The 21,706-nt window shown below is 62.3% G+C and carries 23 protein-coding genes; 9 read left to right on the forward strand and 14 right to left on the reverse strand.

Annotated elements, in window-relative coordinates; all coding sequences use genetic code 11:
- Positions 1-82 precede the first annotated feature (82 nt).
- From KJJ24_RS02250 to KJJ24_RS02270, 5 genes are read left to right on the forward strand one after another with little or no spacing between them, the layout of a single operon-like run.
- Positions 83-1,942, forward strand: coding sequence for an APC family permease (locus tag KJJ24_RS02250; protein WP_214340584.1), 1,860 nt, complete (start codon positions 83-85; stop codon positions 1,940-1,942).
- Positions 1,943-1,995: 53 nt separating this feature from the next.
- Positions 1,996-3,867: an NAD(P)H-quinone oxidoreductase subunit F gene (locus tag KJJ24_RS02255; RefSeq protein WP_214340587.1), complete on the forward strand. Its 1,872-nt coding sequence runs from the start codon at positions 1,996-1,998 to the stop codon at positions 3,865-3,867.
- A gap of 10 nt (positions 3,868-3,877) precedes the next feature.
- A complete protein-coding gene (locus tag KJJ24_RS02260) occupies positions 3,878-5,374 on the forward strand; it encodes a NuoM family protein (RefSeq protein WP_214340589.1) in 1,497 nt (498 codons plus the stop codon).
- Positions 5,371-6,675: a CO2 hydration protein gene (locus KJJ24_RS02265; protein WP_214340590.1), complete on the forward strand. Its 1,305-nt coding sequence runs from the start codon at positions 5,371-5,373 to the stop codon at positions 6,673-6,675. Before KJJ24_RS02260 ends, KJJ24_RS02265 begins: the two co-directional genes overlap by 4 nt.
- Positions 6,675-7,076, forward strand: a complete 402-nt coding sequence (locus tag KJJ24_RS02270) for a fasciclin domain-containing protein (protein WP_214340592.1) — start codon at positions 6,675-6,677, stop codon at positions 7,074-7,076. The genes KJJ24_RS02265 and KJJ24_RS02270 overlap by 1 nt, the downstream gene beginning before the upstream one ends.
- A gap of 1 nt (position 7,077) precedes the next feature.
- On the opposite strand, the gene KJJ24_RS02275 is transcribed toward KJJ24_RS02270, so the two are convergent.
- The 12 genes from KJJ24_RS02275 to KJJ24_RS02330 form a co-directional block, all read right to left on the reverse strand.
- On the reverse strand, positions 7,078-7,317 hold the full coding sequence (locus tag KJJ24_RS02275) for a hypothetical protein (RefSeq protein WP_214340593.1): 240 nt from the start codon (positions 7,315-7,317) through the stop codon (positions 7,078-7,080).
- A 64-nt stretch (positions 7,318-7,381) separates the two neighbouring features.
- Positions 7,382-8,653, reverse strand: coding sequence for an adenosylmethionine--8-amino-7-oxononanoate transaminase (bioA, locus tag KJJ24_RS02280; protein WP_214340594.1), 1,272 nt, complete (start codon positions 8,651-8,653; stop codon positions 7,382-7,384).
- A gap of 10 nt (positions 8,654-8,663) precedes the next feature.
- Positions 8,664-9,635 carry a sigma-70 family RNA polymerase sigma factor gene (locus KJJ24_RS02285; RefSeq protein ID WP_214340595.1) on the reverse strand — a complete coding sequence of 324 codons (972 nt, stop codon included), beginning with the start codon at positions 9,633-9,635 and terminating at the stop codon, positions 8,664-8,666.
- Between the two features lie 232 nt (positions 9,636-9,867).
- A complete protein-coding gene (locus tag KJJ24_RS02290; RefSeq protein ID WP_214340596.1) occupies positions 9,868-10,326 on the reverse strand; it encodes a phosphate-starvation-inducible PsiE family protein in 459 nt (152 codons plus the stop codon).
- Positions 10,327-10,407: 81 nt separating this feature from the next.
- Positions 10,408-12,093: a SulP family inorganic anion transporter gene (locus tag KJJ24_RS02295; RefSeq protein ID WP_371811760.1), complete on the reverse strand. Its 1,686-nt coding sequence runs from the start codon at positions 12,091-12,093 to the stop codon at positions 10,408-10,410.
- Between the two features lie 82 nt (positions 12,094-12,175).
- Positions 12,176-12,835 (reverse strand): MnhB domain-containing protein, encoded by a 660-nt coding sequence (locus KJJ24_RS02300; protein WP_214340600.1) that lies wholly within the window; start codon positions 12,833-12,835, stop codon positions 12,176-12,178.
- Positions 12,832-13,350, reverse strand: a complete 519-nt coding sequence (locus KJJ24_RS02305; RefSeq protein WP_214340601.1) for a hydrogenase subunit MbhD domain-containing protein — start codon at positions 13,348-13,350, stop codon at positions 12,832-12,834. Before KJJ24_RS02305 ends, KJJ24_RS02300 begins: the two co-directional genes overlap by 4 nt.
- The gene (locus KJJ24_RS02310; RefSeq protein WP_214340602.1) at positions 13,347-13,613 is read right to left on the reverse strand and encodes a monovalent cation/H(+) antiporter subunit G; all 267 of its coding nucleotides are present in this window, start codon (positions 13,611-13,613) and stop codon (positions 13,347-13,349) included. The genes KJJ24_RS02305 and KJJ24_RS02310 overlap by 4 nt, the downstream gene beginning before the upstream one ends.
- Positions 13,610-13,858, reverse strand: coding sequence for a hypothetical protein (locus tag KJJ24_RS02315; protein ID WP_214340603.1), 249 nt, complete (start codon positions 13,856-13,858; stop codon positions 13,610-13,612). The genes KJJ24_RS02310 and KJJ24_RS02315 overlap by 4 nt, the downstream gene beginning before the upstream one ends.
- Positions 13,855-14,274 (reverse strand): Na+/H+ antiporter subunit E, encoded by a 420-nt coding sequence (locus KJJ24_RS02320; protein ID WP_214340604.1) that lies wholly within the window; start codon positions 14,272-14,274, stop codon positions 13,855-13,857. Before KJJ24_RS02320 ends, KJJ24_RS02315 begins: the two co-directional genes overlap by 4 nt.
- Entirely contained in the window at positions 14,274-15,740 is a 1,467-nt protein-coding gene (locus KJJ24_RS02325) for a proton-conducting transporter membrane subunit (RefSeq protein WP_214340606.1), read from the reverse strand. Before KJJ24_RS02325 ends, KJJ24_RS02320 begins: the two co-directional genes overlap by 1 nt.
- The gene (locus tag KJJ24_RS02330; RefSeq protein WP_214340607.1) at positions 15,737-16,096 is read right to left on the reverse strand and encodes a cation:proton antiporter subunit C; all 360 of its coding nucleotides are present in this window, start codon (positions 16,094-16,096) and stop codon (positions 15,737-15,739) included. The genes KJJ24_RS02325 and KJJ24_RS02330 overlap by 4 nt, the downstream gene beginning before the upstream one ends.
- Before the next feature lie 247 nt (positions 16,097-16,343).
- Between KJJ24_RS02330 and KJJ24_RS02335 the strand changes: the two genes are divergently transcribed.
- A complete protein-coding gene (locus KJJ24_RS02335) occupies positions 16,344-17,684 on the forward strand; it encodes a cation:proton antiporter (RefSeq protein WP_214340608.1) in 1,341 nt (446 codons plus the stop codon).
- Between the two features lie 354 nt (positions 17,685-18,038).
- Here KJJ24_RS02335 and KJJ24_RS02340 read toward each other — a convergent pair whose 3' ends face one another.
- Entirely contained in the window at positions 18,039-18,266 is a 228-nt protein-coding gene (locus tag KJJ24_RS02340; protein ID WP_214340609.1) for a hypothetical protein, read from the reverse strand.
- A 39-nt stretch (positions 18,267-18,305) separates the two neighbouring features.
- On the opposite strand from KJJ24_RS02340, the gene KJJ24_RS02345 reads away from it, so the two are divergent.
- The 3 genes from KJJ24_RS02345 to KJJ24_RS02355 are packed head-to-tail and all read left to right on the forward strand — an operon-like array spanning position 18,306 to position 21,423.
- Positions 18,306-19,151: a DUF6671 family protein gene (locus tag KJJ24_RS02345; protein WP_214340610.1), complete on the forward strand. Its 846-nt coding sequence runs from the start codon at positions 18,306-18,308 to the stop codon at positions 19,149-19,151.
- 48 nt (positions 19,152-19,199) lie between these two features.
- Positions 19,200-20,324 (forward strand): DUF389 domain-containing protein, encoded by a 1,125-nt coding sequence (locus KJJ24_RS02350; RefSeq protein WP_214340611.1) that lies wholly within the window; start codon positions 19,200-19,202, stop codon positions 20,322-20,324.
- Positions 20,325-20,343: 19 nt separating this feature from the next.
- Positions 20,344-21,423, forward strand: coding sequence for a calcium/sodium antiporter (locus KJJ24_RS02355; protein ID WP_214340612.1), 1,080 nt, complete (start codon positions 20,344-20,346; stop codon positions 21,421-21,423).
- On the opposite strand, the gene KJJ24_RS02360 is transcribed toward KJJ24_RS02355, so the two are convergent.
- A complete protein-coding gene (locus tag KJJ24_RS02360; protein ID WP_214340615.1) occupies positions 21,410-21,634 on the reverse strand; it encodes a hypothetical protein in 225 nt (74 codons plus the stop codon). The two genes, KJJ24_RS02355 and KJJ24_RS02360, sit on opposite strands and share 14 nt — an antisense overlap.
- Positions 21,635-21,706 lie beyond the last annotated feature (72 nt).

Genomic DNA, 21,706 nt, shown 5'->3' on the forward strand with positions numbered 1-21,706 from the left:
GCGTTGTCTCTGTCATGGCACCGGAGGGTTGCAGCGGGCAAGGGGGCTTCGGTGCATCCTGGGTGCAGATCCAACGCATCCTGTGCTGTTCAAACTCGCCAGGCGGCTTCTGGGTAAGCCCTTACCGCGCAGCCAATCGGATTCCGAGCGGTTGCCCAGCTTTGAGGCCCTGCCGATCCTGAGTTCTGATGCCCTCTCCTCAGTGGCGTATGCCACTGAGGCGGCGCTTGGGGTACTGATCCTGGCGGGCAGCCGCGCTTTGGAACTGTCGCTGCCGATCACCGGGGCGATCGTGTTGCTGATCGCGATCGTGGTGCTCTCCTATCGGCAGACGATCGAGGCTTACCCCCAGGGTGGTGGTTCCTACGTCGTAGCGCGGGAAAACCTCGGCACCTGGCCCAGCCTGATTGCGGCGGCCTCGCTGTTGGTGGATTACACCCTCACTGCCGCGGTGAGCCTGATGGCTGGCACCCAGGCCCTCTCGTCGTTGCTGCCGGGGTTGCTGCCTTACGAAACGCCATTGGCGCTGCTGCTGCTGGTGCTGGTGGGTTGGGCCAACCTGCGCGGTGTGAAGGAAGCTGGCCGCGCCTTTGCGATCCCCACCTATGCGTTTGTGGTGATGGTGGTGTTGCTGGCCCTGTTCGGCTTGCAAAACCTGGTGTTTGCCCATGGCTTCACGCCGGATGCACCACCGCTGGTGCGGGCGGTGGAGCCGCTGGGCCTGTTTCTGATCCTGCGGGCGTTCAGCTCCGGTTGTTCCGCCATGACCGGGATCGAGGCGATCGCCAATGGCGTGAAGGTGTTCCGTGAGCCCGCCGCCAAGCGTGCCCAGCGCACCATGTTGGTGATGGGCGTGATGCTCGCCCTGATGTTCCTGGCTGTGAGTGGCCTGGGCTGGCTGTATGGGGTGTCGCCCAGCCCCGATCGCACCGTGCTCGCGCAGATCGGCATCCGGGTGTTCGGTGAGGGAAGTCCCCTGTTTTGGGCGCTGCAGATCAGCACTCTGCTGATCCTGGCTCTGGCGGCTAACACGGCCTTCGCGGGCTTTCCCCGCCTGGCGGCCATGTTGGCTCAGGACCGCTTCCTGCCCCGCCAGATGGCCTGGATTGGCGATCGGTTGGTGTTCCAGAACGGCATTGCCGTATTACTGGTGGCCGCTGGCCTGGTGATCGTGGTGTGCCGCGGCGACACCACCGTGGCGGTGAACCTCTATGCCCTGGGCGTGTTCAGCGCCTTCACCCTGTCGCAGGCGGGGATGGTGGTGCGCTGGTGGCGGCTGCGGGGTCCGGGCTGGCTAGGCCGGTTGCTGATGAATGCCCTCGGATCCCTCACCACGTTTGTGGTGCTGCTGGTGATCGTGGTGAGCAAATTTGATGAGGGGGCCTGGACGGTGGTGATCGCCATCCCCCTGCTGGTGTGGATGCTGGCTCGGATCCGACACCGCTACGACACGATTTACCGCGCCATTGGCCTGCGACCAGACGAAGACCGCACCCTCCACCTGCCGCAGCGCCGCGACCCCCTAGGTAACACCAGCCTGGTTTGGGTGCCGTCGTTGAGTCGCCCCAGCCTGGAGGCGCTTCGCTACGCCGCTACCGTGTCTGATCGTGTGGTGGCCGTGTGGGTGCTTGCCGAGGGGGACGATCCCAAGGCCATCCGCGACCAGTGGCGCCGCTGTGTGGGCGAGGAGGATGGACGGGGCTTCGAGTTGCGGCTGCTGGAGAGCCCTTTTGCCTCGCTGATCGATCCCTTCGTGGATTACGTGGCCCAGGAGGAACAGCGCCATCCCGAAACTACCTTCACGATCGTGATGCCGATGGGCATTCCTCGCTATCGCTTCGATGGTGTGCTGCTCAATCAGCGCGGGGTGAATATGCGCCGCAGCCTGGATGCCCATCGCAACAGAGTGTTCACCCTGGTGCGTTACTACCTGCCGGCCTGACCCAGCGATCCGTTGAGGCGATTACGTTTCAACCACCCTGAACCTCCATACACGTGTCCTGGCTTGGTACGGCCTGGTTGGTTCCCATCTACCCGCTGGTGGGAGCCCTATTCAGCCTGCTCTGGTCGCCTGGGGTGATCGCCCGCACGGGCCCGCGCCCATCGGGCTACATGAATCTGCTGATGGTGTCGATCGCGTTCGGCCACAGCTTGATGGCCCTGCTCGGGCTCACGGGCAATTCGGCCGCAGGTCAGGCGGCGATCTATGCACCCCCGAGCTTTCAGTGGACTTGGCTGAACACCGCCGGCCTGCGCATCGGGTTTGACGGCCTCGTCACCGAGCCTGCGCTGATTGCCATGACGGTGATCACCGGTTTGCACGTGTTGGTGCAGATCTACGCGATTGGATACCTCGAGATGGATTGGGGTTGGCCGCGTTTCTTTGGCAGCCTCAGCTTTTTTGAAGCGGGCCTGTGCGGCCTCGTGCTCACCGATTCGATCTTCTTCAGCTATGTGTTGTTGGAGCTGCTCACCGTGGGTACCTACGTGATCGTGGGCACCTGGTTCAACCAGTCGCTGGTGGTGAAGGGGGCTCGTGATGCCTTTCTCACCAAGCGCATTGGTGACCTGATCCTGTTGGCCGGTGTGATCGCTCTGTTGCCGATCACCGGCACTTGGAACTTTCATGGCTTGCAGGCCTGGGCCGCTGATCTCACCAACAACGGCCAGCCCCTGCCAGCGGGTTTTCAGCTGATCCTGCTGGCGTTGATTGCGGGGCCCATGGGCAAATGCGCCCAGATCCCCCTGCACCTCTGGCTGGATGAAGCCATGGAGAGCCCTCTACCGTCCACCGTGCTGCGCAACTCGGTGGTGGTGATTGGTGGGGCCTGGGTGCTGCTGCGCCTCGAGCCGCTGATCGAACTCAGCCCCTTGGTGCAGGGGGTGCTTGTGGTGGTGGGTGGCACCACGGCCTTGGTGGCCGCCCTGATCGCACTCGGCCAGATCGATGTCAAGCGCGCGATGAGTTTTCTGGTGAGCAGCTGGCTGGGGCTGCTGTTTGTGGCTGTGGGCCTTGGCGGTATCGGTGTGGCCGATCACCTGCTGCTGGTGTATCCGCTGCCGATGGCGCTGATGTTGATGGCGGTGGGCACGATTGTGATCGGCAACATCACCCAAGACCTCACTCAGCTCGGTGGCCTGTGGAGCAGGCGCCCTCTGGTGGGTATGGCCTTTCTGGTGGGTGCAGCGGGATTGGTGGGTCTGCCGCCGTTTGGGGGATTTGCGGCGTTGCGCGAACTGTTGGAGCTGACGGCTACAAGCCGATGGCCCTGGCTGCTTGGGGGGCTGGTGTTGCTCACAAATGCCCTGCTCTGCGCTTGTTTGATGCGGGTGTTTGGTTTGATCTGGGGCGGTCGTCCCAATCCCTTCACCGTGCGCTCTCCAGAGGTGCTCTGGCTCATGGTGTTGCCCACCATGCTCTTGATGGGCCTGGTGCTGCACATCCCCCAGCTCCTGGTGCAGCTTGGGATTTATGAGCTCTCGCCCTTGCCAGGCTGGGGGCCGCTGGGTTGGCCCTTGCTGGCTTCCAGCTTTGTTGGCGCAGGGGTTTCCGCGTGGTTTTACTTCCGGCCCCACCCGCTGGCGCAGCTGCCCTCCAGCCTGGGCGGCGTGCAGCACTGGCTCGCAGAAGACATGCGAACTGAGGCCTTCTATCACCGCACCGTTGTTGCGTTGGTGGTAACCCTGGCGCGCGTCAGCGCCTGGGCGGATCTCCAGTTGGTGGATGGCTTCAGTGCCGGTGCCGGTGGTTCCGCGATGCAGGCAGCACGGCGGCTCAGCTTCACCACCAGTGGCCGCTCCCAGGCTTATGCCCTTTCCTTCGTGCTCGGCGTGCTGCTCATGGCTGCCTGGCTTCTGTTCCGCTGAGCCGATCGCCATGACCCTGTTGTTGCTTCTGCTCCTGCTTCCGCTGCTCACGGCGGTGGTTCTGCCCGTGCTGCCCTCGGGCTTGCCCTGGGTGCGCCGTGCTGCGTTGGTGGCCCCTCTTCTCCAGGTGGTGGCAGCACTCCTGTGGTGGCGCCAGCCAAGCGCTGAGCTCTCGTTGAGCTGGCTCCCTCGGCTCGGATTAAGGCTGGATCTGGGCCTTGATGGCATCACCCTGCCGTTGGTGTTGCTCACCGCTTTGATCACCGCGATGGCCGTGCTGGCTGCCCCGCCGAATCAGAGCCGGCCCAAGCTGTTTTTTGGGCTGTTGCTGGCGACAAACCTGGGTCTGATCGGCTCATTTCTGGCCCGTAACGCTCTGCTCTTTGTGATGGCCTACGAGCTGATCCTGATTCCCACCACCCTGCTGGTAGCCACTTGGGGCGGCCAGCGTCGTGCCGGAGCGGCGATTCGTTTCCTCACCTATGGAGCCGTGTCTGGGGTGGCCCTGCTTGCCGCGGTGCTCGCTATGGGCTGGCTGCAGCCAAGCGGCCTTGATTTCAGTTACTCAGCCTTGGCGCGCCACAGCCTCAGCCCTGTTCAGCAAGGCTGGATTCTGGCGTTGGTGCTGTTGTCATTCGGCTTGAAATTGCCGGTGGTACCGCTGCATGGTTGGCAGCCGCTCACCTACAGCCAGGCCCCCACACCCGTGGCCATGGTGCTGAGTGGTGCTGTTTCGAAGCTTGGGGCCTATGGGCTGCTTCGTTTCGGGGTTGAGTTTCTACCTGATGCCTGGAGTGCCTGGGCTCCTTGGCTTGCGGTGGCAGGAGCGGTGAGTGCCATCTATGGCGCCCTTAATGCGATTGCGCAGCTCGATATGCGGCGTCTGGTGGCCTACAGCTCCCTCGGACATATGGGCATCTTGCTGCTTGCCCTGGCTGCGGCCACACCCCTGAGCCTTCAGGGGGTTGTTGCTCAGATGCTTGCCCACGGCCTGATCATTGCGCTGCTCTTCTGCCTGGTGGGTCTGATTGAGCGCAAAACAGGCACCACTTCGATTCCGGAGCTCTCTGGGCTGCTCAATCCCCAGCGTGGTTTGCCATTCACGATGGGGTTGATGTTGCTCGCTCTGCTAGCTGCCGCTGGCGTGCCGGGTTTGGCTGGCTTCGTGGCAGAGCTGCTGGTGTTCGAAGGTAGCTGGGTGGCGTTCCCCTGGCCCACCCTGGTCTGTCTGCTGGCATCAGGGCTCACCGCCGTTTATGCCATCCGCCTCTTCAACCGGGTTGGCTTTGGCCGGCTCGACAATGAGCGTGCTGATTGGGTCAGCACCACCTGGCAGGAGCGAACTCCGGCCTTGGTGCTCACGTCGCTGGTGCTGCTTGCTGGCCTCTGGCCAACAGCCCTCACCGGTTTCAGTGAAAGCTCCACGGCTCCTTTGGCATTGCGCTCCAGTGCCGCGGTCACCGTGATCGCGCTCGCTCCCACCTCCACTACTGAGCTCCCCGCATGACTGCCGCTGTCACCTCGGAGCGAACCAAGGCTCCCCTCCTGCCTCCTTCCACCCACCCTTATGCCGATGTGATTCATCGGCTCGAGGCCGGTGGTTCGATGTTGCCCGATACACCGGAGAACCTTCAGCAGATCATCGGTATCTACAAGGCCTATGCCGTGCCGATGGATTTCTATTGGCGCGATCTTCTCTACATCGCAGAGCGGGTGTTTCTCAATCCGCTACCTGCTTTCAAATACTTCATCCCGCAAGAGTATCTCGATCGCCCCAATAGCTATGCGGGTGATCAGGCACAGCTGCGCATCTGGCGTGGGGGCGAGACGGTGCATCCTGAGCTGCTGGCCTTCATGGAGCGCGGTGAAACCACCCGCATGCCCAAGCTCCTCCACCACCTCTGGCATGACCGGGTGAATATGGAGTTTGCCGAGGCCTGCATGCGGGCGATGCTCTGGCACCAAGGCATGGGCGGCCGCTTCAATGATTACCTCGAGAGCGACGCCTACCGCACCAACGCTGATCGGGCGATTAAGGCCTATTTCAAAGGCAATCCGCTGATGCTGGGGCTGTATGCGCTCTTCCCAGAGATGTTCCTGGAGCAGGTGCGGCAGCTCAGCTATACCGCCAACCTTGGCCTGTTCTGGGAGGTGATGGCGCCGGTGTTCTTCGAGATGAGCGACCTCTACGACGAGGGCAAGCTCACCTCTGTGCCTGAAGCCATGGACTTTCTCGTGAACGGCATCTTTGCGGTGGCCGGCCGCCCCATTTATCACCACCTCTACATCGGTGACGACTGCTACGAGATCATCCCGAAGAGTGAAGGGTTCACCTGGCTTTATGAAGCGGCTCTGCCCTATGTGGAGGCGGTGTTCTATCGCACCTCACCCTTCCGCGGTACCAAGAGCTACAACGCTCAGGCCCATCAAGTTCCTGCGGACCAGGCGGATTTCCACTACGGCATTCTTTACGCCGATGTTTTCCCCGTGGGCTCTGCAGGGATTCCTCCCACCCTGCTGATGCAGGACATGCTGCATTTCCTGCCGCCTTATCTCAAGGCCCTTTATCAGCAGCACAAGCGTGGCGACGAGGATGAACTGATTCAGCTGGGTATCACCTTTCAGCGCTCGATGTACAACGTTACTTCAGCGGTGATTCAGGCCCTTCGTGGTGCTGTGCTCTATCCGCTGGATGACAACGATCCCGAGCATCTGAAGGCGAATCGCAGCTTTTTTGAGGCGCAGATGGATCGCTTCCTGCGGCCTGAGGCACGCCTCTCCGATATTCAATCCCAGAACTACCGCTAATGGCTTCGATTCTCGAAACCGCCGCCTCTGTGGGCATCTTCAACACCCTGCTGGCCGCCGTGGATGCTGCTGGTTTGCGCAGTGCCCTCGAAGGGGATGGCCCGTTTACGGTGTTCGCACCCGTGGATGAGGCGTTTGCGGCTTTGCCCCCCGGCACGGTGCAAACCTTGGTGGATAACCCCCCGCAGCTGGCGAGAATCCTCAAATACCACGTGATCTCTGGTGCTCGATCACGCGCCCAGCTGGTGGTTCAGGAGAGTTGGGAGAGCCTTGAAGGTGCACCGATTCCGATCCGCCGCGCCGAGCCCTTTGAGGTGAAGAACGCCACAGTCGTGCAGGCCGATGTGATCTGTGACAACGGCGTCGTACACGTGATCAACCGCGTGATTTTGCCAGGCTAATTCAGGCAGCCCTTTGGTTTTTGCCGTCGAGGTAGTGATCCCAGCTTCCGCGCCCACGTCGAGGCTGGCTCACCTGGTTGTGCAGCCGACGGACCCGCAGGATGCGCTCGCGCTCGAGCGTGCGGTAGTGCTCGATCGTGCGTTTGCGGCTGCGGGATTCATCGAAGAGGATGGCGCTGGCCAGCGCCACCGAAGTGCCGATGATGCCGGCGGCCAGCAGCAGGGCGAAGGTGTCAGGCATGGCCAGATCGCAGGCGTCCGTGGAGCTTTTGTATCGGATCGCCGCCTTTCGTCAAGGGTGTGTTTCAGGGGCGGAGTGCTGCAAGGCCTGAGCTGATTGCGGCGTAGCACTGATGCAATTGCGCCTCACTCATGCACAACGGCGGCAGCATGTACACCACGTTGCCCAGGGGACGGATGTACACCCCTTGCTGGAGGCAGTGGCGCTGCAGTTCTTTGCCGATCGGGTTGAGGTAGCTGCTGCTGCCGGCATCCAACTCGAAGGCAGCAACGGTGCCTTGGCAGCGCACGTGTTTCACCAGGGGATGCAGGGCCAGCTCTTCGAGGAGCGGGATGTGGCGCGCATCGAACTGTTGATAGCGCTCCGGGTTGTGCTGCAGCAGATCAAGGCTGGCTAGGGCTGCAGCGCAGCCGAGCGGATTGGCGGTGAAGCTGTGACCGTGGAAGAAGGTGTGCGTCGGCTCTTGGCTGATGAATCCTTGGTAGAGCTGTTCACGCGCCAGGGTGGCACCCATTGGCAGGAAACCACCGGTGAGCCCTTTGGAGAGCGCCATCAGGTCGGGTTGAAGGCCAGCTCGCTGGCTGGCGAACAGGGAACCGGTCCGCCCGAACCCTGTCATCACCTCATCGGCGATGAGCAGGGCGCTACAGCTGCGCACCCGCTCCTGCACCGCACGCAAGAAGCTGGGACGCACCATGTGCATCCCAGACGCACCTTGAATCAGCGGCTCCATAATCACCGCTGCTGTGGGTGTGGCCAGGGCCTGCTCGAGCTCCAGCAAGGCCTGGGCCTCGCGCACGTCCACGCTGTCGTCGCCCCAGTGGGTGTGGGGCCAGCTGATGCGAGCCACATCAAACAGCAGCTCCTCGTAGGGCGCGGTAAAGATCGATCGATCACCCACCGCCATCGCGCCGAAGGTGTCGCCGTGATATGCGCCCTCAAAGGCAATGATTTGCTGGCGATTGCTGCCCTGGTTGCGCCACCACTGCCAGGCGATCTTGAGGGCTACCTCCACGGCTGTGGAGCCGTTGTCGGAGAAGAACAGCCGCTCCAAGCCACTGAGAGCCGCAAGGCGGGTGGCCAGCTGCTCAGCGGGGGCATGGCTGAAGTTGGCGAAAATCACCTGCTCGAGCTGCAGCGCTTGGCGGCCGATTGCGGCAGCGATCGCCGGTTCGGCGTGGCCGTGGAGGGTGACCCACCAACTGCTGATCGCATCGATGAGCTGCCGCCCGTCGTGCAGTTCGAGCAGGCAGCCCTGAGCGCGTTTGATTTGCAGCGGTGCGGGGCTGGTCGCCACCTGAGTGGTGGGATGCCAGAGGTGGGGATGCCAGCTCATCGAAGCAGCTTCAAGCTTCTAAGTAGTCGATCACCCGCTCCGATAGGCGGCGGATCGCAGCGTTGGCGCGCCGCTCCACGCCACGTGCTTGGTCACGGCTGAGGCCCATCTGCCTGGCCACGGCGCTGAGGTTCATCGGTGCCTGTTGATCGATGCCGTAGCGCAGTCGTAGCAGCTCCGCTTCCTGTGCTGGGAGCTCATCCAGCAGCGCCACCAGATCCTTCTGCAGGTGGCTGGCTGTGAGTTGGTCGCTGGGCAGCTGGGCATCGCAACGCAAGGTGTCGAGCAGCCGCAGGTCGTCTTCCGGTCCGTGTCCACTGTCCAGGCTCAGGGGTTCTTGAGCGCGGAACAGGGCCTCGCGGATGTCGAGCGGCTTGAGCTCGGTGGCCTCGGCGAGTTCTTCGAGGTTGGGTTCACGCCCAAGCATTTGCCGGAGCTCCTGCTGGCAGCGGCGGAGGCGCTGCAGCCGGTCTTGCATGTGGGCCGGCAAGCGAATGGTTCGGCTCTGCTGCTGCAGGCCACGGCCCATCCCCTCGCGGATCCACCAGGTGGCATAGGTGGAGAATTTGTAGCCGCGGCTGGGGTCAAAGCGCTGTACCGCCCGGATCAGCCCCAGCGTTCCCTCTTGGATCAGATCCTCAAGCTCGAGGCGTCTGTGGCTGATCCGCCTCGCGAGGCTCACCACAAGGCGCAGGTTGGCCGTCACCATCCGCTCGCTGGCACGCTCGGCCGCTTTGAGCTGCCGTTGCAATTGGCGTGGTGTGATCCCCACCTCTAGGGCCCAGGCTTGAACGCTCGGGGTTTGGCCGCCGGAGCGGAGTTTCATTTCTTCGGCTGTCTCAAGCAGCCGTTGTCCGTTCTGAACGGCCCGGCCCAGGCTGATTTCCTCATCGGCAGTGAGCAGAGGAATCCGGCCAATGGCACGTAGGTGCCGGCTGATCGCGTCGCAGTCTCCTCGGCGGAGCTTCTGTGGCGCAGGCATCGAAAGAGATGTCTGTGGGGTGGCGAAAGACTAAAGACTCAACCGTGGTGCTGGGGCGGTTCGGGCGGGGATGCAGCAACTGCAATCGTGTTGATCAGTGCTGCTGATCATTGTCTGAGATCAACCGTGAGGGCTGGGTTTTAATCGTGATAAGCCTGCGTAAGGCGTAGCTGTTAATCAGCATCGACTGGCATCTAATCCGTTGGAGATTGATGCCAATGAGTGATTGGGATTACAGACTTTCTGATAGTGATGTGGGCTGCGGATGGCGGCGTGCCATGCGCACCAACCAGTAAGCCGCTGCTAAACCCACCACAATCACGCCGAAACCGGCCATGAGGGCCGGCTTGTTTTCGGTGCCGGGTGGGAGCACGATCACTTTTCGGGCCACGGCTGTCAGGGCGGTGAGCAGCACCAGTTCGATCTGCACAACCTGATCGCGTAGGTAAGCCGTCACGTTTTGGAGCACCTCCAAAGCGATGAAGATCAGCAGCAGCCGATCCAGCAGTTTGATCAGGCTGCCGTCAAACCAATTGGTCTGCCGCTGCACCAAGCCGATCGCTGTTTCCACCACCAGCTCGATCGCTGCGAATCCCACGACCGCCGCCAGCAGCACAGCCAGCAATTTGGCCAGCTGCCGCTCATAGCCATGGATGGCGGAGAGGAACTGCTTGTCATCGAACAGCTTCATCAGGGTGAGGGGAAGTGCAGGAGGAATCCACGAAAAAGGGCATCCCTCTGGGGATGCCCTCGTTTGGATGTGGAGGTTGAATCAGGCGAGGGCGGCCACAGCCTGCTGCAGGGCAGCATGGCGAGCGATGGTGGTGCGCTCAGCCGGAAGCTTCTTGAACAGGCCCAGTTTTTCGAGGCGCCGCAGGGTGGTGCCGCTGGCGCCCACCACAAACACCTCACGACCTTTTTCGATCGCTTCCTCGACGGCGTTTTCCACCGCCAGGGCGGCGGTCACGCCCAGGTGCGATACCTCGGTGAGATCAAACACCACGGCTTTGCACTCGCCAATGGCGTTGTGCTCGCGGCCGATCGCTTTGGCCACACCGAAGATCATCGCGCCGTTGAGTTGGAACAGCAGCACCTGACCGCGGCCCTGATCGAGCAGGCGGCGCTCGTCATCGCTGATGTCGAGATCACCATCGCCGGTGCTCACCGACTTCACGCTTTTGCTTTGCAGCTCACTCATCTTGTCGATGGTGAGGATGTTGGCGATGAACACGCCGATGCCCACAGCTGCGATCAGATCAACCAGCACGGTGAGGATGATCACCAAATACATGATCAGCGCACCGCTGATCGAGATGCGGTGAGCCCGCTTGATGAAGCCCCAATCCACGATGTCGACACCCACCTTCAGGGCGATGCCAGCTAGCACGGCCTGTGGGATCTGAGCGGCTACACCGGTGAACGCCAGGATCACCACCATCAGGATGACGGCCCGGCTGATACCCGAAAGGGCGCTACGGCCGCCGGCCTGAATGTTCACCACCGTGCCCATGGTGGCGCCAGCACCGGCGATGCCACCGAACAGGCCAGAAGCGATGTTGCCCAAGCCCTGGCCGATGAGTTCTTTGTTGGAGTTGTGCTCCGTTCGCGTGATGCTGTCGGCAACCACGGCGGTGAGCAAGGCATCGATGCAGCCGAGCATGCCCAGCACGGCCGCATCGATCAGCATCTTGCTGAGATGCGGCAGATCGACGTAAGGGGTGCGCAGCTGGGGGAAGCCCGAGGCGATCTCGCCGATGCGGCGGATTTCTTCGCCTCCGCCCTGGAGCAGGCTGAGGGAGAGGATCGTGCCGAGCACCAGGGCAATCAGCTGGGGTGGAGCGATCTTCTTCACCTTGCCGGGGGTGAGCCAGAGGATCGCCAGGGTGATCAACGCCAGCACCACCTCTGCGGGGCGGGCATTGGCGATGAGCTGAGGGAGAGACTGAAGTGTGCCCATCACGCCACCTTTGGGGATGGCCTGACCCAGGAAGGGACCGAGCTGAAGAATGATCAGGATGAAGCCAATCCCGCTCATGAAGCCCGAGATCACCGTGTAGGGCATCTGGGTGACGTAGCGGCCCAGCTTCAACAAGCCGAAGGCGATCTGGAACAGGCCGGCCAGCATCACCACGGTGAACGCCATGGCCATGCCGTTCTCGGGATCGCTGGCCGTGAGGTTGGCGATCACCGCTGTCATCACCACCGTCATCGGGCCGGTGGGCTCTGAAATCAGCGTGGGGGTGCCGCCAAAGAGGGCGGCAAACAGGCCGACGAGCACGGCGCCCCAAAGGCCTGCGGCAGCACCTGCACCTGAGGCCACACCGAAGGCCAGGGCCATCGGTAGGGCGATCACCGCAGCGGTCACACCGCCGAACAGATCGCCCTTGATGTTGTTGGTGCTGATGTGGTTCAGCAGCCGCAGCGGTGAACGCCCGGGTGGGGCCGAGGCGGATGTCATCGCGACAGAACAGGGTTGGCGCGGAACCTTAGGGGGTGCTCGCGAAATGTGGGTGGGGTTCTGCTGCCACAGCGGTGGGTTGTTAGAGCAGCCCGCGATGACGCAAGAGGCGCTGCACCATCGCCCAGGAGCCCAGCGTGACTTTCAGGGCCACAAGCAAATTGAGCACTGGAATCCAGCCGCCGCTCAGCAGGCTGCCGAACGGCCCTGTGGCGGGCGTGAGCTCTAACAACGCCAGCAGGGCGATCAGGAGGAAGCCCATCACGGCTGCTTTTTCCCACAGATCGGCGCGGTAGAGCCTGTAAAGACGCTCGCTGCGGTCGGCACCACCACTAATCAGCTGCAGGCCGATCGCGGTGCCGCCCGCCACCCCTGCCGCAAAGCCCCCTCCCGGGGTGAGGTGCCCCCGCAGGGCCAGCTCCGCTGCCACCAGTGCCGCAATGGTGGAGCCCAATTCGCACAGCACCTGCGAGGGGGCATCGTTCAGCGAACGGATTTGTTTGCGTTCTGGATCAGCCGCCAGCACCATCCGCACGCCGATGGCCGCGAGGGTGAACACCACCACCTCCGCCACCGTGTCGAACAAGCGGGTGTGCAGGATCACGCCCGACACCAGATTGGGCACCTGGGTTTGCTGGCTCAGCGCGTCGATGAGAGGGCCCATGCCGCTGGCTGCCGGCAATGGGCTCGCCAGAGGTGCCGCAAACAGGGCAATCGCTGCCAGCAGATAAAGCCAAGTCATGATTGGCTCTCTTGGCTGAGGTGCAACGCACCGCCGCTGGCGCGCCATTGCCCATAGCCGGGACATTGCTCGAGCTTGTTGAGCAATTGCGGCTGAAGGAGCACGAGATGGCCGTTATCGCCAAGCCAGCCATGGCTACCAGTGATGGCTGGGGTGCCGGGCTTGTTGAGCCGCAGGCGCAGATGCAGAGGGGCAATCCAGGCCGCTAACTGAGCATCGCGACTGGATTCGGATTGCGTGCGGCGATCGTCCAGCCGTAAGGCCATTGAGGAGCGAAGGGCTACGGCATAAAGCGTGGTGGACAGCAAGGTGCCCACCAACGCCTCGGTGAGCGCCACATCCGGCGCTCCAAGTAAGGCGTAAACCAACGTGGCCACCGAGCCGAGAATGCCTCGCAGCACCAGGGTTTGATAAGGATTGCTCTGGCTGACCAGCAGCAGAGCTGTGATCGGGAGCAGAGCCGTGATCGGCAGCAGGAGATCAAGCTCACTGCCGAGGGTGAGGGGGGCGTTCATCGTTTCGGCTCCACCGGTTGCGAACTGCGGGCTAGCACGTAGCCAAAGATCGTGTTCCACACCACCAGCCCCAGCAGGGCTAGGGCCAGCAGGGGCCATTGCCCAGGAATGCGAAGCAAAAGGCCCAACAGCATGAGGCCCGAGCCAAGGGTGTCGGACACAGACAACTTGTGCAGTTTGCTGAGATAGCTGCCTTGTTCCAGCAAGGGCCAGGTTCCCCAGAACCACAGCACCAGGCCCGCACCCAGCAACAGCAGGCTCATCGCTCCACCTCCCTTAGGAGGTTGGCCAGCAACAACATGCCTGCATTCCCGGCACTGAGGCTGATCGCTCCGACGAGCGCCAGCATCCAATCGCCGCGCAGCACCGCCACCACCATGGTGATCAGGGCCACTTTGGAGGCGATGCTGCCGAAGGCGGCCATGCGGTCCCACACGCTGCAGGGTCGGCACACCACGGCGATGGGAATCAGCAGGGCCAACACCATGCCCCAGAGCACCAGCGTCATCGCTGCACCTCCTTCTGCTGCCGCAGGCGTGGACGCAGCTGGTGGACTGTGTAGCAGGCTCCTCGCTCGCCATCGCTGAGGCCGAGCACGATTGTGAACGGAGTGAGCGTGATGGCAAACACCTCGAGGAACACCAGTAAACGGTTGCGAGGATCACTCGCGGGTCGCTGAATCCAGCTCTCTTGTTCGCGATCACCACCCACCATCAAGGCCAGCGCTTCGCCGTAGGCCAACGGAACAGCGAGCACGCTGCGCCATAAAGCCCGCAGTGTGGGGCCCAGTGGCTGCCCAGGGCCGCGGGCATGGGGCAGGAGCATCGCTAGGCCCAGCCCAATGGCGAGGTTCAACGGGCTGAGATCCGCCGTGAGCAGAGCCCAGAGCAGCAGTCGAAAGAGGCAACTCAGCAAAAAGACCATCACTTGAACTCCGCCCCGATGGCCAGCAACAATCCAGCTCCCACAAGCCCTAAGCCACCCACAAGATCTGGTAGACGATCCAGCGAGGGCAGCGCGCGTGGGTTTCGCTGGCGCTGCTGCTCGAGCAGCTGATCGAGTCCGATTCCCAGCCCCAGCACCAGCACGCTGATCAGCCAGCCGCTCTTCACCTGGCCCACCAGGGTGATCCCGCTCCCTAACAGAGACGCCATCAACACCCATGCACCCCAGGGCTGAAGCTGCACCGTTGTGGTGGCCCCGGTCGCCCAGGGAGCGCGGCAGAGACGGCAGTACACGGCAACACTTCCCACCGACAACACCACCAATCCAGCAGCAACGAGAGGCGAAACGCTTGTTTCCAGCTGTTTTTTTGCGGTGTAGCCAAGCAAGGGTGCGAGGCCAGCGATAGACACGGAGCCCACGAAAATCGTGAGCATCTGTGGCCATGGTTGTGGCTGCTCACGCCACTGGGTGAGTGAGCGGCTGGGCCAAGAGCGGGCCGTGAGAAACAGCCCGCTCTTGGCCACACCATGGGAAAACGCCATCAGCCCGCCGGCTGCCGGAGAGAGCAGCACGAGTCCCATTTGAGCCAGGGTGCTCCAAGCCAGTAGCCGTTTGGCATCGCTCACGCCGAGGGCATAGATCAGGCCCAGCACGGCGCTGGCCAGGGCGATCGGCAGGAGTAGCTCGTTGATGCTGCCATTGAGCTCCTCGAGGCGCAGTAGCGGCAAAGCACCTCCTCCAACCACCACACCGGAGAGCAGGGCAGACACCTCGGCAGGGGCTTCGGCATGGGTGCGCGGAAGCCAGAGGCCGTTGAGAAATACGCCGGCTTTGGTGAGTAATCCCACCAGCACAAACACCAAGGGTGCCCCGGGTGCGAGCTCGGCCAGCGCCTGCAGCTGGAAGCTGCTCGTTTGGGCGTACACCAACCCAGCTCCCACCAGATACACGGCCATCGCGGTGTTGCCGATCAGCAGGTAGCGCAGGCCGATCCAACTGGCGTTGGGGCTTTGGCCTTTCAGGATCAGCAGAAAGGCGCTGATGCCCACCACTTCAAGGCTGACGTAGAGGCTGATTAGGTCTGTGGTGAGAAAGCTGGTGTTGAGGGAGCCCAGCAGCACCAACAGCAGCATCCAGCCGGTGCGATCCCAGTGCTGACGCCGGGCCTCTAGCCATACCGCGAGGCACACGAGGCCGTTGAGCAAAAGAAACCACCCCGCTAAGGGATCGAGGCTCAGTTGAACGCCGAAGTCACCCAGCAACTGCAGCGTTGTGCTTTGGCCCGTCAGGAGCGGCATTGCGCCTACCAAAGCGGTTGCCGCGCAACAAAGCACCACAAGGGCATTGCTGAGCGATGGCAGCAACACCGCCAGAAAAGCGGCCAGGTAGGGCACCAGCAACCAGATTGTCAGCAGCGCTTCAGAGCTGCTCCAGCTCAGCGTCATGGCTGATCGTTGGGTTCAAAGCTGGCTGTATCCAGGCTGGGGTCGATCCGCGCCATCTGGGTGATCACCACCAGCAGCAGGGCCTGGATGGACAGCCCGATCACGATGGCCGTGAGAATGACCGCCTGGGGAATCGGGTCGGCGTAGTCCTGGGCGAGCAGTTCGCCCGAGCGCGGCAGGATCGGACTGCGTAGGCCAGAGCGAGCTGCCAGCAGCACAAATAACGCCACAACAGCGCTGCCCATCACATCCATCGAAAGCACTTTGAGAAAGAGGTTGCGGCGTAGCAGCAACCCCGCAAAGCCGGCCAGTGCCGCGAGCAGGATCAGCAGCTCCAGCAGTCGGATCGGTGCCATGCAGGCGTGTCAGTGGCGGGAACTTAGGCACAGCCAGCCCCAGCCTGGGTGAATTCGATCCAAGCTCACCTGAGTGTTTGGTCACACAGGATGACCTTGCTGGTGTTGGCCCAGGTTGAACGCCACACCCCCGAAGCTCAGCTGGGCCGCGACTTCCCCCAGGAGCTAGAGCAGCGTGGTCTGATGCAGCAGCCACCCAGAACCCCCTGAACCACCCCTATAACCAGCTACCCGTTTCTGGCAGTTCATGCTTCCCCCATCGGCGTTGATCGCTGAGATCAGCCCCCATCAGATGGAAGTGGCGGAAACCCTCATCGGGGTGGGCCGCTTTCTGGTGATTTTCATCGCAGCCCGTGCCATCGCGGAGGTGATGGTGCGTCTGCAGCTGCCCACGATCCTGGGTGAGTTGGTGGCCGGTGTTCTGATCGGCGCGTCTGGCCTTCACCTGATCGTGCCGCCCGAGGCTCAGGCTGAGATCAGCGGAGCTGTGCTCTCGCTGCTCGGATCCCTCGCTGAGATTCGGCCCCAGGATGTGACCGAGATCTACAACGAGACCTTCCCCAGCTTGCAGGCCGTCTCGCAGATCGGACTGTTTGCACTGCTGTTCCTGACCGGCCTCGAAAGCGAGCTGGATGAACTGGTGGCTGTGGGTGTTCAGGCCACCACCGTGGCCGTGGCGGGTGTGCTGCTGCCATTTGCTCTGGGCACCGCAGGGCTTTACTACCTGTTTCACGTGCCCTTGATCCCTGCGGTTTTTGCAGGAGCAGCGATGACAGCCACCTCGATTGGCATCACAGCCAGCGTGTTTGGCGAGCTCAAGTGGCTAAAGCGCAAGGAGGGCCAAATCGTGATTGGCGCGGCCGTTCTCGACGACATCCTCGGCATCGTGATTTTGGCTGTGGTGGTGGCGATCGTGGGTGGCGGCAGCTTCACCATCGGCCCGGTGATCAAGCTCGGCCTGGCAGCGGTTGCCTTCGTGGCGGTGGCATTGGTGCTGAGCCGTAAGGCAGCTCCTGCATTCGATTGGGTGGTGGATCAGCTCAAGGCGCCGGGCGATGTGGCGGTGGCCAGCTTTGTGGTGCTCACCCTTTGCTGCTTTGCGGCCCAGGCGATTGGTCTGGAGGCTGCACTAGGGGCCTTTGCTGCAGGTTTGATTCTCAGTGCCTCAAAACACACCCACGACATCGACGCTGCGGTGAAACCACTGGTGGCGTTGTTTGCCACGGTGTTTTTTGTGCTGATTGGCACAGGTATGGATCTCTCGGTGCTCAACCCGTTTGATCCCGCCAACCGTGAAGGCCTGATCGTGGCTGCCTTCCTCTTGGTGGTGGCGATGCTGGGCAAGGTTGCGGCTGGCTGGAGCTATCTGAGCTCTGAACCCACCAATCGTTTGGTGGTAGGGCTAGGCATGATGCCGCGCGGTGAGGTTGGTTTGATCTTTCTAGGGCTGGGCAGCCAGGCTGGGATCCTCAGCCCTTCTCTGGAAGCAGCGATCTTGTTGATGGTGATCGGAACGACCTTCCTGGCTCCGATCTTGCTCCGGGTGGTGATTCCGTCCACCCCGTCCACCGTTTCCGAAGCAGTCTGAGCGTTGCGTCATGGTTGGGCGCCTCCCGCTTCAGGGGGAGGTGCCTTTTGCTGTCAGGAGTCGTGTGATGTGACGTTCCCGTGGCACACCCCAGGCTGGGCTCGGTTGGTGCGTTTAGTCTTTTGATTGCTGCAGGCGTGAAGCCGAGCTGGTGGTCTGTTCTGTGCCACGGCGCGTGTGCTGCACCAGCCACAACTTTGCAAGCAGTCTTTTGTAGCTGTGGAAGCCTGAGCGAAAGCACTTCTTGCATGTGTTGGTTAATCGGCAGCGATTGACCCGCCTCAAGCGCAAGCTGCAAGCCCCTTCCTAGCAAGGTTGAGTGCATCGCTAGTGCATGCAATGGATCGTAAGTCGTCAGCACCAGAAGGCGCCTTTAACTGTTGCGGCGGAACAGTAGATGGGGGTGAATTTGGATTGGTTGGCTCTTGGCGCAGCAGTTTCAATCGCATTGATAAGTATTTTTGAACTGATTTCAGTGCCGATGTTCTCTGGCTGCAAAAGAGTGTTCTTGTTTGACTGATTCTGTGGTTTGTTCAAGCCAATGCAGGTCTTGTGGCTCTCGCGATCAGCTCCTGCATCCATCGGCCTTAGCGTTGGAGCGATCTGTATTGGGTTGATGGTTTGCAGGCCTACAGCGGCCGATTGATCTGTCTCACGACCCGCCATAACAAGCAGCGGGCGTTAGGTCTGCCGTTTCAACGGGGTCTTGGCGCTGAGCTTCAGCTCTGCGAGCAAGACACCGATCGGCTCGGCACCTTCAGCGGAGAGATACCCCGGCTCAGCGATGCCGAGGCCACGTGTCGCACCAAGGCGCTGATGGGCATGCAGCGCACCGGCCTGATACTCGGGCTGGCCAGTGAGGCCAGTTTCGGTCCACACCCGGCGATGCCGCTGCTGGCGGTTGGCCAGGAGTTGCTGATCTTTCTGGATCAGGAGCGTGATCTCTGTGTGTTGGAGCAACGGCTCGACTGGCGCACCAACTACAGCCAGCATGAGCTCGCTGCCGACCAGGAGCCCGATCGCTGGTTAAGCCAGGTGGGTTTCCCTTCCCATGCGGTGATCGCTAGGCCGGCCGCGCCGATTCCCGAGCTGCTCTTCAAGGGTCTGCGCAGCCGTTTGGCCCTGAACGAGGCCATCGAGCAATGCCGTGCTGTTGATCCCGAGGGCCGGGTGTGGCTGGAAACCGACATGCGGGCCCACTGCAATCCCACCCGCATGCGCTCGATCCGTCGCCTGGGGCTGTCCTTGGTTCGCCGGCTGCGAACGCCTTGCCCTGCCTGCGGCAGCCCCGGCTGGGGATTGATCAACACCAAATCCGGCCTGCCTTGCAGCGCGTGCCGCACGCCTACTGAGCTCACCCTTGCCGAACTTTGGGGCTGCCCAAGCTGCGGTGCACGCCGTGAGCAGCCTCGCCGCGATGGCCTGTTGCAGGCCGATCCCGGGCAGTGTCCCTGGTGTAATCCCTAGCTCGATCGGCCAGATCGGTCATCCTGGGCGGAGACGAGACCATCGCTGATGGCCCAACCCACCAGCCTCGCTTCTCTGGAGGCCGGTTTCGAGCAGGAGGCTCGCCTCGATGAGCCGTTTGTGGTCCTCACTGTGGCCGCGAGTTTGATCGCCACCCTGGGGCTTCTTGCCGACAGCGCCGCCGTGGTGATCGGAGCGATGTTGATTGCTCCCTGGATCCTGCCGTTGCGCAGTGCCTCCTTCGCGATCATCGATGGGCGGCTCAACCTGGCCGGCAAGGCTCTGCTCACCCTCGCGGTGGGTGTGACCATCACCATCGCGCTCTCCGCCAGCCTCGGCTGGTTGGCTCGCCTTCCGGTGCTGGGGGATGAAGTGCTGCGCCGCACCACCCCCAACCTGCTGGATCTCGGCATTGCTTTGGTGGCGGGATCGATCGCCACCTACGGCCGGCTACGGCAGGAAGCGGTGTCATCCATCGCTGGCACGGCCATTGCCGTGGCCCTGGTCCCGCCAGTGTGCGTGCTCGGCTTGCTCCTCTCGATCCAGCAGTGGGAGCCGGCGCGCGGTGCTGCTTTGCTGTTTGCCGCCAACCTGCTGGGCATCCTTTCGGGGGGGTTGCTCACGCTGGTGGTGAGCCAGGCAAGCTTGCGCCAGAAGCTCTGGCGCAGCCGGGTTGGTTTGGTGAGCCTCCTGCTCACAGGCCTGCTGCTGATTCCGCTCACCGGCAGTTTTCTCACCCTGGTGGCTCAGGCCCAGCGGCGCGTGGCCCTGCAGGAGGTGGAGCGCGCTATCACCGAGAGCCTGCGTCAACGCACGCTCACCCTTGGCAAGGATTCCGAGCTCACGGGCGTCACGATCGACTGGAACCAGAACCCGCCGCTGATCAAGGCGGCGGTGAGTGTGATCAAACCGAACCTGCCTACCCCCAAACAGGTGGCCGCCGTGCAGGATTTCATCAATAAGCAGATGAAGTTCAACTACCGCCTGGTGGTTAAACGGGTCTCGATCGATGTGATTGGTCCCGAAGCTGCTCCCAACTTGGAGCCCGCCACGGCGGATGAAGAGGGCCCGCCTAAACCGCTCACCCCGCCCCTGCCGCCGCCACCACCTCCAGTGCCTGCCACTGAGGAATCCCCTGCTGCGGACAGCAAGCCGTTGTTGAACGAGAATTGAGGCGTGTGTTGCGTGCCACATGCCTTACGCCTTGAGTGGCTTCCAGATCGTTGCCGGCATCCTGCTCCTGTTCGGCGGCGGTGAGCTGTTCGTTGCCGGTTCGGTTTCGCTGGCCCTGCTGCTGCGGATCCCTCAGATCGTGATCGGTCTCACGGTGGTGTCGCTGGGGACCAGCGCCCCCGAGCTGTTCGTGAGCCTCACCTCCACGATGCAAGGGGGAGCTGGTGGTGACGCGATCGCCGTGACCAACGTGGTGGGTTCCAACATCTTCAATGTGCTGGTGGTGCTTGGCGCCAGTGCGGTGGTGCTGCCCTTGCGGGTGAAGAGCCGTCTGGTGCGTCGAGATGTTCCTCTGCTGCTTGGGGTCTCGATGGCGACCTGGGGCATGGCCTCCGGTGGGCGGCTCACCTGGATTGTTGGGTTGGCTCTGCTCACCGGTATGGCCCTGAATCTCGTCTGGGAGGCACGCACCGCCTCCGAGGAGGTGCAGGACGGCGACCTCAGCGATGAGGCCCTGATCCCTTGGCCGATGGCCGCTGCCAAGTTGGCTGCAGGTCTGGCTTTGCTGGTGCTGGGGTCGCAGGTGCTCGTGAGCGGGGCGATTAGCGCGGCTCAGAGTTTGGGGGTGAGTGAGGCTGTGATCGGTCTCACGATTGTGTCGGCTGGCACGTCGATGCCAGAACTGGTGACCTCCCTCGTGGCGGCCTATCGGGGTAAAGCCGATCTGGCTATTGGCAATGTGGTGGGCAGTAATTTGCTCAATCAGCTGCTGATCCTGGGGACCTGTTCGCTGTTGTCAGGCCCAGAAGGAATCGAGGTGTCGGGTCTGTTGATCACCCGTGATTTTCCAATCATGGTGGCCACCACCCTGGCCTGCCTCCCGATTTTCTGGAGTGGAGGCGTGATTAGTCGAGCCGAAGGCTGGGTTCTGCTTGGGCTTTACGGCCTGTTCCTGGTCGAACAGGTCATGCACACAACGGCCTATTCCGGTCTCGATCAATTCCGTTTTGTCGTGCTGGCCGCCGTGGTGCCGCTGGTATTGGTGTTTGTGGTGTGGAACGCTCTCGAATGGCGCCAGGCCCGGCTCAGATCACACTGAGGCGGGCCACGTTCAGTCCGGCGTCCACCGCGTCGCTGCAGAGGTGATCACAGCTGTCGGCTTTCAGCCGAACGGCTCCCGAACAGATCAGATCCCAGGTGTTGGTCTCGAAGTGGGTCTGCAACCACAGCATGCCCATCACGGAGCGTGGCAGGAGCTGATAGGTATCGCCCTTGGCCGTGAGGCTGAGATCGGTGCTGCTGCGCTCCATGACCCAACAAAAAACCTCCCCCCATTGCAGGGGGAGGTGGGTAGGGCCGTCGTAACAACAGCCACCGAAACT

Source organism: Synechococcus sp. LA31 (assembly GCF_018502385.1).
Taxonomy (GTDB): domain Bacteria; phylum Cyanobacteriota; class Cyanobacteriia; order PCC-6307; family Cyanobiaceae; genus Vulcanococcus.

What these genes read in the sequence shown, in the direction of transcription:
- KJJ24_RS02290 (WP_214340596.1), bottom strand. Translation starts at nt 10,326, where the DNA reads ATGAAGCTGTTCGATGACAAGCAGTTCCTCTCCGCCATCCATGGCTAT.
- KJJ24_RS02360 (WP_214340615.1), bottom strand. Translation starts at nt 21,634, where the DNA reads ATGGAGCGCAGCAGCACCGATCTCAGCCTCACGGCCAAGGGCGATACC.
- KJJ24_RS02355 (WP_214340612.1), top strand. Translation starts at nt 20,344, where the DNA reads ATGCCTTACGCCTTGAGTGGCTTCCAGATCGTTGCCGGCATCCTGCTC.
- KJJ24_RS02315 (WP_214340603.1), bottom strand. Translation starts at nt 13,858, where the DNA reads ATGACGCTGGTGCTCTGGGGCATGGTGTTGGCCCTGCTGATTCCCATC.
- KJJ24_RS02310 (WP_214340602.1), bottom strand. Translation starts at nt 13,613, where the DNA reads ATGAGCCTGCTGTTGCTGGGTGCGGGCCTGGTGCTGTGGTTCTGGGGA.
- KJJ24_RS02320 (WP_214340604.1), bottom strand. Translation starts at nt 14,274, where the DNA reads ATGGTCTTTTTGCTGAGTTGCCTCTTTCGACTGCTGCTCTGGGCTCTG.
- KJJ24_RS02325 (WP_214340606.1), bottom strand. Translation starts at nt 15,740, where the DNA reads ATGACGCTGAGCTGGAGCAGCTCTGAAGCGCTGCTGACAATCTGGTTG.
- KJJ24_RS02335 (WP_214340608.1), top strand. Translation starts at nt 16,344, where the DNA reads ATGCTTCCCCCATCGGCGTTGATCGCTGAGATCAGCCCCCATCAGATG.
- KJJ24_RS02270 (WP_214340592.1), top strand. Translation starts at nt 6,675, where the DNA reads ATGGCTTCGATTCTCGAAACCGCCGCCTCTGTGGGCATCTTCAACACC.
- KJJ24_RS02305 (WP_214340601.1), bottom strand. Translation starts at nt 13,350, where the DNA reads ATGAACGCCCCCCTCACCCTCGGCAGTGAGCTTGATCTCCTGCTGCCG.
- KJJ24_RS02285 (WP_214340595.1), bottom strand. Translation starts at nt 9,635, where the DNA reads ATGCCTGCGCCACAGAAGCTCCGCCGAGGAGACTGCGACGCGATCAGC.
- KJJ24_RS02340 (WP_214340609.1), bottom strand. Translation starts at nt 18,266, where the DNA reads ATGGATGCAGGAGCTGATCGCGAGAGCCACAAGACCTGCATTGGCTTG.
- KJJ24_RS02260 (WP_214340589.1), top strand. Translation starts at nt 3,878, where the DNA reads ATGACCCTGTTGTTGCTTCTGCTCCTGCTTCCGCTGCTCACGGCGGTG.
- KJJ24_RS02275 (WP_214340593.1), bottom strand. Translation starts at nt 7,317, where the DNA reads ATGCCTGACACCTTCGCCCTGCTGCTGGCCGCCGGCATCATCGGCACT.
- KJJ24_RS02265 (WP_214340590.1), top strand. Translation starts at nt 5,371, where the DNA reads ATGACTGCCGCTGTCACCTCGGAGCGAACCAAGGCTCCCCTCCTGCCT.
- KJJ24_RS02295 (WP_371811760.1), bottom strand. Translation starts at nt 12,093, where the DNA reads ATGACATCCGCCTCGGCCCCACCCGGGCGTTCACCGCTGCGGCTGCTG.
- KJJ24_RS02330 (WP_214340607.1), bottom strand. Translation starts at nt 16,096, where the DNA reads ATGGCACCGATCCGACTGCTGGAGCTGCTGATCCTGCTCGCGGCACTG.
- bioA (WP_214340594.1), bottom strand. Translation starts at nt 8,653, where the DNA reads ATGAGCTGGCATCCCCACCTCTGGCATCCCACCACTCAGGTGGCGACC.
- KJJ24_RS02300 (WP_214340600.1), bottom strand. Translation starts at nt 12,835, where the DNA reads ATGACTTGGCTTTATCTGCTGGCAGCGATTGCCCTGTTTGCGGCACCT.
- KJJ24_RS02350 (WP_214340611.1), top strand. Translation starts at nt 19,200, where the DNA reads ATGGCCCAACCCACCAGCCTCGCTTCTCTGGAGGCCGGTTTCGAGCAG.